Origin of the sequence: Candidatus Pelagibacter ubique HTCC1062, from assembly GCF_000012345.1 — a bacterium.
Lineage (GTDB): Bacteria > Pseudomonadota > Alphaproteobacteria > Pelagibacterales > Pelagibacteraceae > Pelagibacter > Pelagibacter ubiqueversans.
Genome location: NC_007205.1, coordinates 618,518 through 633,144, shown reverse-complemented (window position 1 = coordinate 633,144; position 14,627 = coordinate 618,518). Strand labels below are relative to the sequence as shown.

13 protein-coding genes are annotated in these 14,627 nt (G+C 30.0%); 4 read left to right on the top strand and 9 right to left on the bottom strand.

Going from position 1 to position 14,627, the window contains the following annotated elements:
* Positions 1-3: 3 nt before the first annotated feature.
* On the bottom strand, positions 4-651 hold the full coding sequence (locus tag SAR11_RS03270) for a phosphatidylserine decarboxylase (protein WP_011281835.1): 648 nt from the start codon (positions 649-651) through the stop codon (positions 4-6).
* A gap of 77 nt (positions 652-728) precedes the next feature.
* On the opposite strand from SAR11_RS03270, the gene SAR11_RS03265 reads away from it, so the two are divergent.
* The gene (locus SAR11_RS03265) at positions 729-1,943 is read left to right on the top strand and encodes an NADP-dependent isocitrate dehydrogenase (protein WP_006997261.1); all 1,215 of its coding nucleotides are present in this window, start codon (positions 729-731) and stop codon (positions 1,941-1,943) included.
* Here SAR11_RS03265 and alaS read toward each other — a convergent pair.
* Positions 1,936-4,605 carry an alanine--tRNA ligase gene (alaS, locus tag SAR11_RS03260; RefSeq protein WP_011281834.1) on the bottom strand — a complete coding sequence of 890 codons (2,670 nt, stop codon included), beginning with the start codon at positions 4,603-4,605 and terminating at the stop codon, positions 1,936-1,938. The genes SAR11_RS03265 and alaS overlap by 8 nt on opposite strands.
* 255 nt (positions 4,606-4,860) lie before the next feature.
* Between alaS and SAR11_RS03255 the strand changes: the two genes are divergently transcribed.
* Positions 4,861-5,976 (top strand): S1C family serine protease, encoded by a 1,116-nt coding sequence (locus SAR11_RS03255; protein ID WP_011281833.1) that lies wholly within the window; start codon positions 4,861-4,863, stop codon positions 5,974-5,976.
* A 195-nt stretch (positions 5,977-6,171) separates the two neighbouring features.
* Here the strand turns inward: SAR11_RS03255 and recA are convergent, their stop codons facing one another.
* The 5 genes from recA to SAR11_RS03230 all read right to left on the bottom strand — a co-directional run bounded on the left by recA (position 6,172) and on the right by SAR11_RS03230 (position 10,592).
* Positions 6,172-7,323, bottom strand: a complete 1,152-nt coding sequence (gene recA, locus SAR11_RS03250) for a recombinase RecA (RefSeq protein ID WP_011281832.1) — start codon at positions 7,321-7,323, stop codon at positions 6,172-6,174.
* Between the two features lie 104 nt (positions 7,324-7,427).
* The gene (locus SAR11_RS03245; RefSeq protein ID WP_011281831.1) at positions 7,428-8,726 is read right to left on the bottom strand and encodes a TolC family outer membrane protein; all 1,299 of its coding nucleotides are present in this window, start codon (positions 8,724-8,726) and stop codon (positions 7,428-7,430) included.
* A complete protein-coding gene (locus SAR11_RS03240) occupies positions 8,726-9,652 on the bottom strand; it encodes a uridine kinase (RefSeq protein WP_027306694.1) in 927 nt (308 codons plus the stop codon). The genes SAR11_RS03245 and SAR11_RS03240 overlap by 1 nt, the downstream gene beginning before the upstream one ends.
* A gap of 7 nt (positions 9,653-9,659) precedes the next feature.
* Positions 9,660-10,022 carry a GFA family protein gene (locus SAR11_RS03235; protein WP_011281829.1) on the bottom strand — a complete coding sequence of 121 codons (363 nt, stop codon included), beginning with the start codon at positions 10,020-10,022 and terminating at the stop codon, positions 9,660-9,662.
* Complete coding sequence (locus SAR11_RS03230) at positions 10,023-10,592, bottom strand: SOUL family heme-binding protein (protein WP_011281828.1); 570 nt, start codon at positions 10,590-10,592, stop codon at positions 10,023-10,025. It abuts the gene before it with no gap.
* A gap of 165 nt (positions 10,593-10,757) precedes the next feature.
* Between SAR11_RS03230 and SAR11_RS03225 the strand changes: the two genes are divergently transcribed.
* The gene (locus SAR11_RS03225) at positions 10,758-11,153 is read left to right on the top strand and encodes a LexA family protein (protein WP_006997268.1); all 396 of its coding nucleotides are present in this window, start codon (positions 10,758-10,760) and stop codon (positions 11,151-11,153) included.
* Positions 11,131-12,411 carry a Y-family DNA polymerase gene (locus tag SAR11_RS03220; protein WP_011281827.1) on the top strand — a complete coding sequence of 427 codons (1,281 nt, stop codon included), beginning with the start codon at positions 11,131-11,133 and terminating at the stop codon, positions 12,409-12,411. Before SAR11_RS03225 ends, SAR11_RS03220 begins: the two co-directional genes overlap by 23 nt.
* On the opposite strand, the gene SAR11_RS03215 is transcribed toward SAR11_RS03220, so the two are convergent.
* Both SAR11_RS03215 and SAR11_RS03210 read right to left on the bottom strand, forming a co-directional pair.
* A complete protein-coding gene (locus SAR11_RS03215) occupies positions 12,404-13,276 on the bottom strand; it encodes a glycosyltransferase family 2 protein (RefSeq protein ID WP_011281826.1) in 873 nt (290 codons plus the stop codon). The genes SAR11_RS03220 and SAR11_RS03215 overlap by 8 nt on opposite strands.
* Positions 13,273-14,595 carry a glycosyltransferase family 39 protein gene (locus tag SAR11_RS03210; RefSeq protein ID WP_041185805.1) on the bottom strand — a complete coding sequence of 441 codons (1,323 nt, stop codon included), beginning with the start codon at positions 14,593-14,595 and terminating at the stop codon, positions 13,273-13,275. The genes SAR11_RS03215 and SAR11_RS03210 overlap by 4 nt, the downstream gene beginning before the upstream one ends.
* Positions 14,596-14,627: the final 32 nt, after the last annotated feature.

The window sequence follows — 14,627 nt, the reverse complement described above, 5'->3', positions numbered from 1 at the left end:
AAGCTACTTTTTAGCTAATAGTGTTTCACCAGCAATTGTTTTTTGTCCAACTTTAACTAACGATTCATAATTCTCAAAATAAACGTCAGCTCTACTTCCAAATCTAATCATACCAATTCTTTCACCTTGTTGTAATTGTTGATCCTTTGAAGATTCGCAAACAATTCTTCTGGCAATTAAACCAGCGATTTGAACAACTATTATTTCTTCGCCATGAGTATTTGTTATCTTGTAATAGTTTCTTTCATTGTCTTCACTTGCTTTATCAAGTGATGCATTTAAAAATTTTCCAGGCTTATAAAGTATTTCTGAAATTTTACCTTCACAAGGAGTTCGATTTACGTGACAGTCAAATACGTTCATAAAGATACTAATCTTAGTAAATTTTCTATCTTCTAAACCTAATTCTTTTGGACCATCTACTTCATGGACCATCAAAACTTCACCGTCAGCAGGACTGGTTAGATAGTTTTCATCATTTATTGAAATTCGCTCTGGATCTCTAAAAAAATAATAAACCCATATCGATAATACTAGACCAATTAATCCTAGAAAAGTGCTCAGGACATATAAAAATATTGTTACAATGATAGCTATCGCTAAAAATTTGTAACCTTCAGAATGAATTTTTGGGAAAATTTTCTCTAACATAAGCTTCTATTTGATAATTTTTTATTAATATGTATATAAAGCACTAAATTACAATTACTAATATATATTATTCATTTATGGCTAAAATAAAGGTTAAAAATCCAGTTGTTGAACTAGACGGTGATGAGATGACTAGAGTCATTTGGGAATTCATCAAAAGTAAACTGATTTTGCCTTATTTAGATTTGGATATTAAATACTACGATCTTGGTATGAAAAGTCGTGACGATACCGATGATCAAATAACAATAGATTCTGCTAACGCAATTAAAGAACATAGTGTTGGTATAAAATGTGCAACAATTACTCCGGATGAAGCACGAGTTGAAGAGTTTAAATTAAAAAAAATGTGGAGATCTCCAAACGGAACGATACGAAATATTCTTGGAGGCACAGTTTTTAGAGAGCCTATAATTTGTAAAAATATTCCAAAACTTGTTCCAACTTGGACAGACCCCTTAATTATTGGAAGACATGCTTTTGGCGATCAATATAGAGCAACAGATTTTAAAGTACCCGGTAAAGGTAAAATGGAAATAAAATGGACTGCAGAAGATGGCAGTGATGAAATTAAATATGAGGTCTTTAACTTTCCTGGACCAGGAATTGCTTTATCGATGTACAATTTAGATAAATCTATAGAAGACTTTGCAAGATCTTGCTTTAACTATGGAATAATTAAAAAATGGCCCGTTTATCTTTCTACTAAAAATACTATTTTAAAAATTTATGATGGTAGGTTCAAAGATATCTTCCAAGATATTTTTGATAAAGAGTTTAAATCTGATTTTGATAAACTTAACATTACTTATGAGCATAGACTAATTGATGACATGGTTGCTTGTGCTATGAAATGGAGTGGTAAATATATTTGGGCTTGTAAGAATTATGATGGAGATGTTCAATCTGATACTGTGGCTCAAGGTTATGGATCATTAGGGCTAATGACAAGTGTTCTTCTTGCACCAGATGGAAAAACTATGGAAGCAGAAGCGGCTCACGGAACTGTAACTAGACACTACAGAATGCATCAAGAAGGTAAAGAGACTTCTACAAATCCAATTGCTTCAATTTTTGCTTGGACTAGAGGTTTGGCACATAGAGGAAAATTAGATGGTAATGAAGATTTGATTAAATTTTCAACTACATTAGAAAAAGTTTGTATTGATTGTGTTGAAAATGGATCAATGACAAAAGATTTGGCAATTTTAATTGGGCCCTCAAGTAATTATCTAACGACTAATCAATTTTTAGATGAATTAGATGGTCAGCTTAAGAAAAAGCTTAATTAATTAGTTTTTTAATATTTTCAAAAGACTCTTCAATTTTATCAGGCAAAGTTCCTCCAGCTTGTGCAAAGTCAGCTCTGCCACCACCGCCTTTACCCCCAATAACTTCTGAACCAGCTCTAACAATTTTTACAGCATCAAACTTTTTTTCTAATGTTTTGGTAACACCTACAGCCAACCCAACTTTATTATCATTGATTGCATAAATTACAACTAACCCTTCACCAATTTCTTTTTTGCCTTCATCAATTAGCTTACGTAAATCTTTAAATGGTAAATCTATAATATTTTGAAATCTAACTTTAAATCCATTAATGGTTTGATCGTTGATTTTATTTTTATCTTTATCTTTTAATATTGAGATAACTGAAAGTTGATCAAATTGTCTATTAAGGTCTTTTATTAAAGTTACTTGATCCTTGTTTTGAAGATTAGGTTTTCCTCCTAATTTAATAATCTTTGTCTCTAATTCTTTTATAACTGCCTCATTTTTTTGATCCGACAAATTGGATTGGTTTTCTTTTTCCTTTAAAAAATCAATTAACTGTGCGTCTCTTAATGCTTCAACTCTTCTTACGCCTGCAGCAATAGAAGATTGGCTAATAATCTTAAATTTTCCAATATCAGCTGTGTTTACAACGTGAGTTCCTCCACATAATTCAGTTGAGAAAAATTTACCTTCTTCATCTCCCATAGACAAAACTCTAACTTCATCACCATATTTTTCCCCAAATAATGCTAGGGCGCCATTTTCAACAGCTTCTTTAGGTGTCATTATTCTTGTTTTCACCTCTGACTTTTTTTCAATTATTGAGTTTACATAATGTTCAATTTTTCTAATCTCTTCATCTGAAATAGGTTTCATATGACTAAAATCAAATCTTAATCGATCAGATTGAACTAAAGATCCTTTTTGGGTTACATGCTCACCCAAAACTCTTCTTAATGCTTCGTGCAACAAATGAGTGGCAGAATGGTAAGCTCTAATATTATTTCTTCTCTGTGTATCTATTTTTAATTCAACATTGTCTTTTAGTTTAACTGAACCTCTTTTAACTTTTCCGTAATGAACAAATAAATCTCCTAATTTTTTTTGAACATCAGACACTTCAAATTCAAAAGCCTCTTTAGAGATTATTCCAGTATCTGCAACTTGTCCTCCTGACTCTCCATAAAATGGTGTTTGATTTGTTATTATAATGCCTTCATCGTTTTCTTGTAGATCTTGAACCTCTTTATTATTTTTAAGAATTAAAGTGACTACACCTTCTGCTTTATCTGTAGAATATCCTAAAAAATCAGTTGCCCCTAAACGATCTTTTATATCAAACCAAATTTGATCTACCGAACTATCCCCTGATCCTTTCCAATTTTTTTTTGCTAATTTTTTACTTTCTTTCATTAATAAATCAAACTTCTCCCCATCGACAGTCATTGATTTATTTTTCAAAATATCTTCTGTTAAATCTAATGGAAAACCAAATGTATCATAAAGCTTAAATGCCACTTCACCAGGCAATATCTTTTCTACTTTCTCTAGCTCTTCATTTAATATTTTTATCCCTCTATCTAATAAAACCAAAAACTTTTCTTCTTCTGTTTTTAATGTTTCTTTTATTAAAGATTGTGCTCTTTCAAGTTCTGGATAATTATTAGACATTTCTTCTAGAAGCGTTTTAAAAATATTATAGAAAACTGGTTTTTTAGAACCAAGTAAATGTGAGTGTCTCATTCCACGTCTCATAATTCTTCTTAGAACATAACCTCTTCCTTCATTAGAAGGTAAAACTCCTTCTGCTAATAAAAATGAACTTGCTCGTAAATGATCTGCTATTACTCTAAAGCTTGATTGATTGTCATCAGTTACTTTAACGTTTAATGTGTCAGATGCAGATAGTATTAGTTTTTTAAAATGATCTGTTTCGTAGTTATCGTGTGTTCCCTGTAATAGTGCCGCTATTCTCTCAAGACCCATACCCGTATCCACAGATGGTTTTGGTAAATTTATTCTCTTATCTTTTGAAATTTGCTCATATTGCATGAATACTAAATTCCATATTTCTATAAACCTATTACCATCTTCGTTTTTAGTGCCAGGTAAACCACCCTCTAGATGATCACCGTGATCATAAAATATTTCAGAACATGGTCCACAAGGCCCTGTATCACCCATTGACCAAAAGTTATCTGACGTTGCTATCTTGATTATTCTATCATCACTAAAACCAGCTATTTTCTTCCAAAAGTTAAATGCTTCTTCATCGTTATGATAAACTGTTACATAGAGACGATTTTTATCAATTCCGAACTCTTTAGTTATTAAATTCCATGCGTAACTAATTGCCTCTTCTTTAAAATAATCTCCAAATGAAAAATTTCCAAGCATTTCAAAAAATGTATGGTGTCTTGGTGTATAACCTACATTTTCAAGGTCGTTATGCTTACCACCTGCCCTTACACATTTTTGCGAAGTTGTTGCTCTTACATAGTCTCTTTTCTCTAATCCAGTAAATATATTTTTAAATTGTACCATTCCTGAATTTGCAAACATTAATGTCGGATCATTATTTGGAACTAAATTACTAGATTCAACAATCTTGTGATCATTTTTTTCAAAATAATCTAAAAAAGTTGTTCTAATTTGATTTAGTGTTTTGTCAGCCATATAATTAAAATACAGCTTTTTTATTTGATGTCTAGATAAGTGTAGGGAAAAAAGGCGCTTAAATTATGCACTTGAGGGACACACTACCTCACACTAGCTCACACTAGCTTACACTAGTTATGCAGATAATAAAAAATTGATTAAAGATAATTTGCGTAAAGACTCATCAAATTAAGTAATAAACTAGAACCACAACTAGAACTTTTTGAGATAAATCAGATGGTTAATTCTCGAGTCTTTTGATAACGTTTAATAATGAAAAAACTTTTAGGGATCATTGTTTTAGGTTTGTTGTTAAGTGGGAATGCTTATGCAAAAAGCTATTATGTAGCATATAAAAATTATTTTGATATGGAGCTATCAAAGGGTAACACAGAGAAGGTGTATGATGGAATATATTCATCATTTAAGGGTAGGAAGTCTCTCGAAATTTCAAAAAAAAAAGCATTAGACAAATGTAAAAAAGAGTCAAAATTGAAGAATATTAGAGAGGACGGATGTTTATTGTTTAAATATGAAATTTCTAGTTGGATAGACTCTTTCAATGGTACTGAGTTTGTAAGACATCCCTGGGACAATGAAGTGGATATATTTGAAAAAACTTTAAAACCAGAGGAGATTATTAAAGGTGTTCGTTTCTCAGAAAAACCTAAAAAGAAAGAACCTAAAAAGCAAAAACCAAAACCTGATGACAACAAAGTAGTTCCTGCAGGATCAGGTTCAGGATTCTTTGTTTCAAGTGAGGGCCATATAATTACCAATCATCACGTTATAGATGGCTGCAATACAACTAAAGTTAGCTTTAAGGGTAATCAAATAGATGCACAAATATTAGCTGTTGATAAGATGAACGATATAGCAATACTAAAAACAAATATTAAACCAGCGAGTATCTTTCCAATATCAAATGAAGATGTTTCATTGTTAGAAGATGTAGTTGTAGCAGGTTATCCATTAGGAAAAAAAGTTAGTTCTGCAATTAAAACTCACAAAGGGGTTGTGACAGCTCTTGCAGGAGCTGGGGATAATTATTCAAACTTCCAAACTGATGCTTCAATAAATGCAGGTAACAGTGGTGGACCTATTATGAATCAAAAAGGAAATATTGTGGGAATTGCAGTAGCTTCATGGGTTCAAGAGGGTGTACAGGGTGTTCACTTTGGAATTAAATCCTCAACGTTAAAAACCTTTGCAAACTCAAATAGCTTAAAATTTTCACAACCCAACAATAAAGAATTAACTAATAAAGATTTAGGAAAATTAATCACAGAAGCAACAGTTTATCTAGAATGTCATATGACAGTTGCTAACATTAATAAAATGAGAGCAGAAGCCAATAATCAAAAAGCATTCTTCAGTGAATTTAAATAATATGAAAAAACTTTTAGGGATCGTGGTTCTGGGTTATAGGATTTTATAGGATGACTAGAACCATAACTAGAACTTTTAGAGATAAAGCAAAGATCTGGTGTGAGTATGTTTGAATAAGCGTTGGTATTCCTAGAAACAGTCTGGGAAAAAAGGCGCTTAAATTAAGCGCCTTTTAATAATTAAAGATGACTTTAACTAATTCTTTTTAGATGGAGGTGTTACTTCTTCCTTTGTTTCCAGTTTAGGCTCCTCTATTTGATCTTTTGCTGCTTTTTCTGGATCTAGTGGATTACCTTCAATTTTTTTTGCTATCACTCCAGCCTTTTCTCTAATTGCCATTTCAATTTCTGCTGCAATTTTAGGATTTTGCTCTAAATAAGTTTTAGCATTTTCTCTTCCTTGGCCAATTTTTTCACCTTTATAAGCATACCAGGCTCCAGCTTTTTCAACAATGTCAGCTTTTGAACCAAGGTCAACTAATTCACCCACTTTACTAATACCTTTGCCGTACATTAGGTCAAATTCAACAACTTTAAATGGTGGTGCTACTTTATTTTTAACCACTTTAACTCTTGTTGAATTACCAATAATTTCATCTCCATTTTTAATGGCACCAATTCTTCTAATGTCCATTCTAACAGATGAATAAAACTTAAGTGCATTTCCACCAGATGTAGTCTCTGGACTTCCAAACATAACCCCAATTTTCATTCTAATTTGGTTAATAAAAATCATCATTGTGTTCGTGCTTGAGATTGAACCTGTTAGTTTTCTTAAAGCCTGACTCATTAATCTTGATTGAAGTCCTACATGGTGATCTCCCATTTCTCCTTCAATTTCAGCTCTAGGTGTTAGTGCTGCAACAGAGTCAATTACGATAACAGAAATCGATCCTGATTTAACTAAAGTATCAGCTATTTCTAAAGCTTGTTCGCCAGTATCAGGTTGTGAAATTAATAATTCTTCAGTATCTACACCAAGTTTTTTTGCATAAATTGGATCTAAGGCATGCTCTGCATCTATAAACGCACAAATTCCTCCAGCTTTTTGGGCTTCTGCTAATACTTGCAATGCTAAAGTTGTTTTACCAGATGATTCTGGTCCATAGACTTCAATAACTCTTCCTTTTGGTAAACCACCTATTCCAAGCGCTACATCTAAACTTAATGATCCAGTTGAAATAGACTCGACGTCCATCGCTCTTCTTTGGCCAAGTTTCATTACTGATCCTTTTCCAAAATTATCGATAATTTGGCTCATTGCCGCGTCCAAAGCTTTGTTTTTTTCGTTGCCTTCTGATTGTTGCGCTTTTGTAGATTTAACTACTTTTAGGTTGTTTTTAGTCATTTTATGCCTTTTTTATTAAATAATTAGTGTTCGAATCGTCTCTTAAATGTACACATTTTGTTCTTATTTTCAATAGTTATTTTTTTTATAATAAAATGGCTTAATTACTGTATTTTTAAGTAATTGCTATTCAACAAACCAATGGCTTGAAGAAGTTTAAATTGTGAAAGTAAATAATTTCTTTCAGAATTTGCTAGGCTTATTTTTGAGTTTAATAAAATTGAGTTTGACTGAATAACATCAAGTGTAGATCTTCCAAGACCTGTTTCATATTCAACTGTTATTCCTTCGTTTGCCGTTTCTGCAGCTTTAACTTGCGCAGTAACTGAATTCAATAAACTTTTTGATACTTGAAAGCTTGACCATGCACTTGCAATATTTGCATCATTTGTTTTTAAGGTATTATCTAATAATAATTTTTTTCTATTTTTCAAATTTTTACTTTTATTTAATGAGGCAGTATTTTTTCCACCATTAAAAATTGGCCATGAAATAGTTGCTTTTAATATTTCTTTATCACGCTCTCCAATACTTGAACTTACATTGTCTGATTTTGAACTATTAAAGGATAAAGATGCAGACGGTGATAGATCAGATCTGGCTATAGTTACATCTTGTTCAGATTGTTCATACTCTAACCTTGAAATAATTAAATTTGGATTAGTTGTTTTTGAAATTTCAATTGCTTCATTTAAATCTTTTGGTAATTCAAAAGTTAAATCTGAATTCTTGCTCAAAGTATTAGTATTTACAATTGGGCCTATAATTTTTTCATAGGTTAGCTTAGCTGTAATTGTTTCATTTTTTGCTTGTAAAAATTGTGCTTGCGCACCTGCAAGTGAAGACTCAGATTGTGCTAAATCAGATATAGTAATTTGACCTCTTTCTAATCTTGCTTGATTGGTCTCAACTTGCCTCTTTAACAGGTTAACGTTATCTTGATTAATCTTAAGTTTTTCATCAGAAAAAACTAAACCTGAATAAGCTTCAATAGCTTGGTACAAAATCTCCTGTTCAGTTTTTAAAAGTTTTGCCTCAGCTAAAGTTAATCCAATTTTACTTTTTTCCATGCTGGCTATACCTGCAAATCCTTGGAATAATTTTTGCTCAATATTTATTGATTGAGTTTTTGGATCGACTTCAGTAAAAGATGAATTAGCACCTGTTCCATCAGTTAGCTTTTCTGTATTTTCTTGGCTCTTAGAACCTGACAGTGTTACACTTGGTAAAAATTCACTTCTTGATATTTTTACATCTTCTCTAGAAACTTGAATATTTTCACGTTCTGCATTTAATACCGGGTTTTCATTGTACGCTTGTAACAATGCTTTTGATAAAGGTACTGAAAAAGCTTTTCCATTAAAAAGAATAATAGCTAAGGATATTAATATTATTTTTTTCATTATTTTTTAAATTTTATTTTTTCAATCTGATGATTACTATTTAAATTCATTATAACTGATGAGCTTTTTATCGCATCTTTAAACATTTGTTGAGTAATTCTTTGATAAGTCTGCATAAAGTTTATCACATCTCCACTGCTCATAATCTTTAGGTTTTTCTTGTTTTTTGTTTGAACCCAGAGCTTTCGCTCCTGTTTTAATCTCCATTCTCTTAATAAGCTAAAGTTTTTAGCCTTTAGATACAGTAATCCATCTAATTGTTTGAATAAGGTTTTATATTTAGTTTTTAATTGATTGTTAACATGGGTTCTCCATTTAGTTCCTTGATCATAAACTTTTTCAAGTGAGTTAATTGGTTTTTTAAGTTGGCTACTTGATTGAGCTCTTGCTCCAACACACCAACCTTCAAAAATAACCACATCAGGCTTTGTTTTGATTTTATACCACAAACTCTTTTGGCACCTATCATCTATTGCTTTATCAAATGTTGGAATTTGTAAACTTTTAAAGTTTTTATCTTTAATCTGTTTAAAAAAATTTAACATTAAATCTACATCGTGAGTTCCTGGTACTCCTCTTGTCATTAATAAAGGGTGTTTATTTTTAGACAATAATATTCTGTCTTTTCTTGTTTTATAAAAATCATCAATAGAAACTTTAAAAACATTTAACTTAAAATATTTTTTTAAAATTAAAGTTAAAATTGATGAGATAGTTGTTTTGCCTGACCCTTGTCCTCCAGCTAAACCTATCATTAATGGTCTTTTTTTATTAACTTTTTTTGCTATCCAAAAACTAACAGGTATTAAAAAGGATTTGATCATCTTATCTTTATTTTTAAATTTATCCTTCTTAGTTTCTTGAGAAGAGATAAATTTAAAACAATCTTTTTTTACTTTTTTAAAACAATCATTAACTGCTTGCATAAAAAAATCACTTATTGTCTAGAGGATGATTTTGTCCATCATTGACTGCAACATTTTCTAATTCAAACGTATTTATTTCATCTACGCATCCAAGATTAAATCCTGTCATAGCTGGATTGGCTCTTGGATTATGATGTGTATAAATTCCGCAGTTCGAACAAAAATAGTGTTTCGCAATTTTTGAATGAAATTGATAAAGTTTTAACTTATCCTCACCTTTAATTATTTTAAAATCTTCGTTCTTAACCATAGACATTATTGCTCCTTTTCTTTTACAAATAGAACAATTACATTTTAAAACTTTTTCTAAGTTATCAGGCATGTTTATTTCTGCTTCTACTTCTCCACAGTGACATGTTAGTTTTTTCATTTATATTTCTCCTTTATTTTTTATATTTATTTCAAACATTGCTTCATTTCTTCTATTCATGGGTAGCGTGAAAGGTCCATCGTAAGTTGCTTTAATAGGTGGGCTCAAAATTATCATATTATCTTTTTTTAATTCATTTTCTAAAATGCTTTTATGTTTAATAAAATTTTTATCAGAAGCCCTTCCTGAATATCTAATAACTGCATAATAACCACCTTTAATATTTAATATTTTAACATCTGGATTAGACGGGCTTGGTATGTTTTCTTTATTAAATCTTGAAGGTAAATAAAATTGCATGGTCATATTTCCTTTTTTTTCCATTTGGGTGACTGGTGTTGTCATCTTAATCTCTTCATTTTTAGTATTGTTACCTGATATGTAGTTAAATAATTTTCTAAAACTGTTGCCTTCATTTGATATATCTGTTTCAATTGCTAAACGATCAGAATATTTCCTGATTTCATAAACTTCATTTTTTTTCACTACTTCATAGTTTGCTTCTTCATATGACATACTGTTAGAAGTTATAATTAAGCTAAGAAACACAATTGATAGAAATTTTTTCATTTTAATATGAAGCTTAAACTATCTCTGGTTGAAGTTATCCACAAGAGCACAAAATGTAGTTTCAATGTTCACGTTTTGATTCACCTTTGATTCAGTTACAGACTCAAAATACAACCTATTGCGTGTACTGCATAACTAGTCTATAGATTAGAACAAAACAAGAACATGAAATTAACTATTCCCTTTTACTTGCATAAAGCTGGAGCTGGCTTTCCCTCTCCTGCAACAGATTACATTGAAGAAGATGTAGATCTTAATGTTCACTTAATCAAAAATGTTCCTGCAACTTTTATCATTAGAGTTCAGGGAAAATCGATGACTGATGTTGGTATTTATGATGGTGACTTATTAGTTATTGATAGAAGCTTAAAACCTAAAAATTTTTCAACAGTGGTTGCAAATGTTCACGATGAGTTAGTTGTTAAAAGTTTTGTTAGATCTAAAGATGGACAATTTTTAACATCAGGTTCAAAAAATATTGAAGATAAAATAATCATTGGAGATGAATCTGAAGTATTTATCTGGGGGGTTGTGACTTATGTCATCCATTCAACGTACTAAGAAAATAGCATTAGTAGATTGTAATTCATTTTATGTTTCCTGTGAAAGATTATTCAATCCTAAGATTAGAAATAAGCCAGTTGTCGTATTGTCGAATAATGATGGCTGCATTATTGCAAGATCGAATGAAGCAAAGTTTCTTGGTATTAAAATGGGTGAGCCTTACTTTAAAGCTAAAGAAATAATACTTAAAAATAAAGTTTATGTATTTTCTTCAAATTATTCTTTGTATGGAGATTTATCTAGAAGAGTGATGAGAACTTTAAAAAGATTTAATCCTGAATTAGAAATATATTCAGTAGATGAGGCCTTTTTAGATTTGAGTAATTATCCAGATGATGAAGTAGAAGATGTGGGAAAAGAAATTAGAAGCATTATTTTACAATGGACAGGAATTCCAACTAGCATTGGTATTGCTAAAACAAAAACACTAAGCAAAATTGCAAATCATATAGCAAAGAAAAAACAATCTGGTGTTACAAACTTGATAGGAATTGAAAATATTGATCCACTATTAGAAAAAATAGATATCAACGATGTGTGGGGAGTTGGTAAACAGATGACAAAATTTTATCATCAAAATGGAATTTATAATGCCAAACAATTAAAAAATATGTCAAATACTTGGATTAAAAAAAGTTCTAATGTTTTAAGTTCTAGAACTGCCTTAGAACTTAGAGGTATTCCTTGTATCCCACTAGAAACTAAAACTTCCAAAAGAAAAAGTTGTGTAGTGTCAAGATCATTTGGTACAAGAGTTGAAAAGTTTCAAGAGTTAGAAGAGGCAGTTGCAAGCTATTGTTTAAATGCTTCAGAAAAAATTAGATCAGAATCTTTAATAGCAAAATCAATAACTGTGTCTGTTAGAACAAGCCCTTTTCAAAATAGAGGGGTGTATTATTCAAATGCTAAAACTATAGATTTTCCAATAGCTACCAATAATAGTATTGAAATAGTTAAAACTGCTTTGATTGCATTAAATGAAATCTTTATTAATGGATACAGATATCAAAAAGCAGGCATAACATTGACTGGTTTAGTTAGTTCAAGTGGCAGTAAAAATCTATTTTCCACTGAAAAAGATGAGAAAATTAAAGGCTTAATGAGATCTATTGATAGTACAAATTATAAGTATGGACGATCAACATTAAGTTTAGCTAGCGCTGGAGTAAATAAAAAATGGAATATGAGAAGAGACCACTCTTCAAAGATAGATACAGCTAATTTTCATTCGCTACCAATAATAAAAGCTATTTAAGTTGATCTATGCTGTTAATATTTTCTAAAGAGTTTTCAAATTCTAAAATACTTTCTCTCTGAGAAAGTATAATTACTGAAATCATCATAATAATAACTCCTATAATAGGAAATAATGTAATCCATGATAGATTACTGGCAATTAAAAATAAGTAAGCAATTAAAAAAAATATAGATCTAATCAATAGTGTCATTTTAAAAACAGCTATAATTGATAGTGAGTGTTTTAATAAGTTAATAAAACTCATTTTCGATGGACCAAAAAATCTTTTACCTCTTATTGATGGGATAGATTTTCTATCTTTAAATAGTTTAGCAACAGCACCTGAAAAACTACTCCATGTTGCTTTATCTTTTATCATTTTGTTAACTGCAAATTTAGGTAAGCAAATAAAGTTACCAAACTTAATAGACTGTCCGGTGAAAACAAAAGTTAAATATTTGTGTAAAAGGTAACAAAGTTTAAAGAAAGAACCTTCAGATCTTTTTACTCTATTAGCTGTAATAACTTTATCAGGATAATTATTTATCTTATTAATAAGAAGAGTTATTTCTTCCGGTCTATCTTCACCATCTCCATCCATTGGAATTATATAATCGTAATCTTCATGCTCAGCAATATATCTTAAGCCAGACGCATTACATCTAGCATGTCCCTTATTTGTTTTCATGTTGATTATTTTGATAGACGTAAGGTTATTAAAATTAAAATCATTGGAAGGTTTTTCTTCCGTAGAGCAATCGTTTACAATTATAATTGAGAATTCATGCTTTAAATCATTAACTTGTAAGTCTATATCTTCTAAAAGTTTAAAAGCTGACTGCCAATCATTATATATAGGGATTAAAATTTTTATCTTGCTCATCTATTTCCTACACAAATATTATCAATGCAAATATATTTCGACAATGAATTAAGCTTATCTTTTGTAATCACCCCTTCCCAAACGGGTCTAGAATTTAGGTGATATGATAAATTTCCAGCATGCCATTCATCGCCAAGGACAACATTAATTGGCAATGTATAATTTTGCTTCCATAAGTATTCAGTTTTAATTGCTATTTCTTTACCTAAATAATCTGTTCTTTTGTCAGTTTCAGTAATTGAAATATAAGCATAAGCAAAGGGTGAAAAAATAAACAAGATCAAAAATATTGATATAAACCCATTTAACATTTTAAGATTTATTTGTGCTTGAAAGATATAGATAATAAATACACCAAAAAATAAATAAAATGGGGTCATCCACATTGTTCTTATTTTAGACCCTGTTAACATGGAGGTTAAGAACATTAATCCAATTGGAATTAGATTAATAAATATTAAGAACAATAGCTTCTTATCTTTTAAAGTTACTTTTAACTTAATTTTTTTTATTAAAAAAAATGACATTAAAAAAAATGGAATTAGTATTCCTATTTGTTTACCTAAAAATATTAAAGGGTAAGTTATATGATCTAATAAACTTGAAGTCTCAAGTCCTGTTCTGGCTAGCCCATATGTAATCGTAATGTAATCATTATTAGTTAACCAAATTAAATGAGGAATTAATAAAACAATAAAGACCTCAAAAGATATTAGATATTTAAAATCAAATTTTTGATATTTTTTTACAAAAATTATATAAAAAAATAATAGAACTATTGATATTAGAAGGTAAACAAAAAGATATTTTGATAAAAAACCTACGGCTGCAAAAACTCCAAGCAAAAAACAATGTTTAAAGTTTATTACTTTTTTATCAAATATTTTCCAAGAATAATAAACACACAACGACCAAAAAGGTAATTGGCAAACATTCACATTAAATTCGGGTGTTGTAAAATTATAGAAATAAATACCCTCTAAAAGAAGTACCGATATTAAGCTTAAAGTTTTATTCTTAAAAAGTTCTTCAGCAAATTTAAAAACAATAATAAATGCAGTTACTACAAACAATTGACTTAACAAATAATAAAACCAGTCCTGCGAACCAAATACTTGATAAATAACTTCTGGAAAAAATGCACTCGCTGGCGGATGTTTATTAAATCCCCAATCTAAATTACTTCCCCAAGCCAAGGCTTCAATTGTATCAAGTGGTAAATTGTTATTTGTTAATGTAGGAATCAATGTCCATAAAATTAAATGAATTATAAGAAAACTATAAAACAATTTATTTATATTGTTTTTATTGATTAACATTTCATTGATTTTATATGAATTAAGCTTGCTTG

What these genes read in the sequence shown, in the direction of transcription:
- SAR11_RS03240 (WP_027306694.1), bottom strand. Translation starts at nt 9,652, where the DNA reads ATGCAAGCAGTTAATGATTGTTTTAAAAAAGTAAAAAAAGATTGTTTT.
- SAR11_RS03215 (WP_011281826.1), bottom strand. Translation starts at nt 13,276, where the DNA reads ATGAGCAAGATAAAAATTTTAATCCCTATATATAATGATTGGCAGTCA.
- SAR11_RS03230 (WP_011281828.1), bottom strand. Translation starts at nt 10,592, where the DNA reads ATGAAAAAATTTCTATCAATTGTGTTTCTTAGCTTAATTATAACTTCT.
- SAR11_RS03270 (WP_011281835.1), bottom strand. Translation starts at nt 651, where the DNA reads ATGTTAGAGAAAATTTTCCCAAAAATTCATTCTGAAGGTTACAAATTT.
- recA (WP_011281832.1), bottom strand. Translation starts at nt 7,323, where the DNA reads ATGACTAAAAACAACCTAAAAGTAGTTAAATCTACAAAAGCGCAACAA.
- SAR11_RS03255 (WP_011281833.1), top strand. Translation starts at nt 4,861, where the DNA reads ATGAAAAAACTTTTAGGGATCATTGTTTTAGGTTTGTTGTTAAGTGGG.
- SAR11_RS03210 (WP_041185805.1), bottom strand. Translation starts at nt 14,595, where the DNA reads ATGTTAATCAATAAAAACAATATAAATAAATTGTTTTATAGTTTTCTT.
- SAR11_RS03265 (WP_006997261.1), top strand. Translation starts at nt 729, where the DNA reads ATGGCTAAAATAAAGGTTAAAAATCCAGTTGTTGAACTAGACGGTGAT.
- SAR11_RS03225 (WP_006997268.1), top strand. Translation starts at nt 10,758, where the DNA reads ATGAAATTAACTATTCCCTTTTACTTGCATAAAGCTGGAGCTGGCTTT.
- SAR11_RS03245 (WP_011281831.1), bottom strand. Translation starts at nt 8,726, where the DNA reads ATGAAAAAAATAATATTAATATCCTTAGCTATTATTCTTTTTAATGGA.
- SAR11_RS03235 (WP_011281829.1), bottom strand. Translation starts at nt 10,022, where the DNA reads ATGAAAAAACTAACATGTCACTGTGGAGAAGTAGAAGCAGAAATAAAC.
- SAR11_RS03220 (WP_011281827.1), top strand. Translation starts at nt 11,131, where the DNA reads ATGTCATCCATTCAACGTACTAAGAAAATAGCATTAGTAGATTGTAAT.
- alaS (WP_011281834.1), bottom strand. Translation starts at nt 4,605, where the DNA reads ATGGCTGACAAAACACTAAATCAAATTAGAACAACTTTTTTAGATTAT.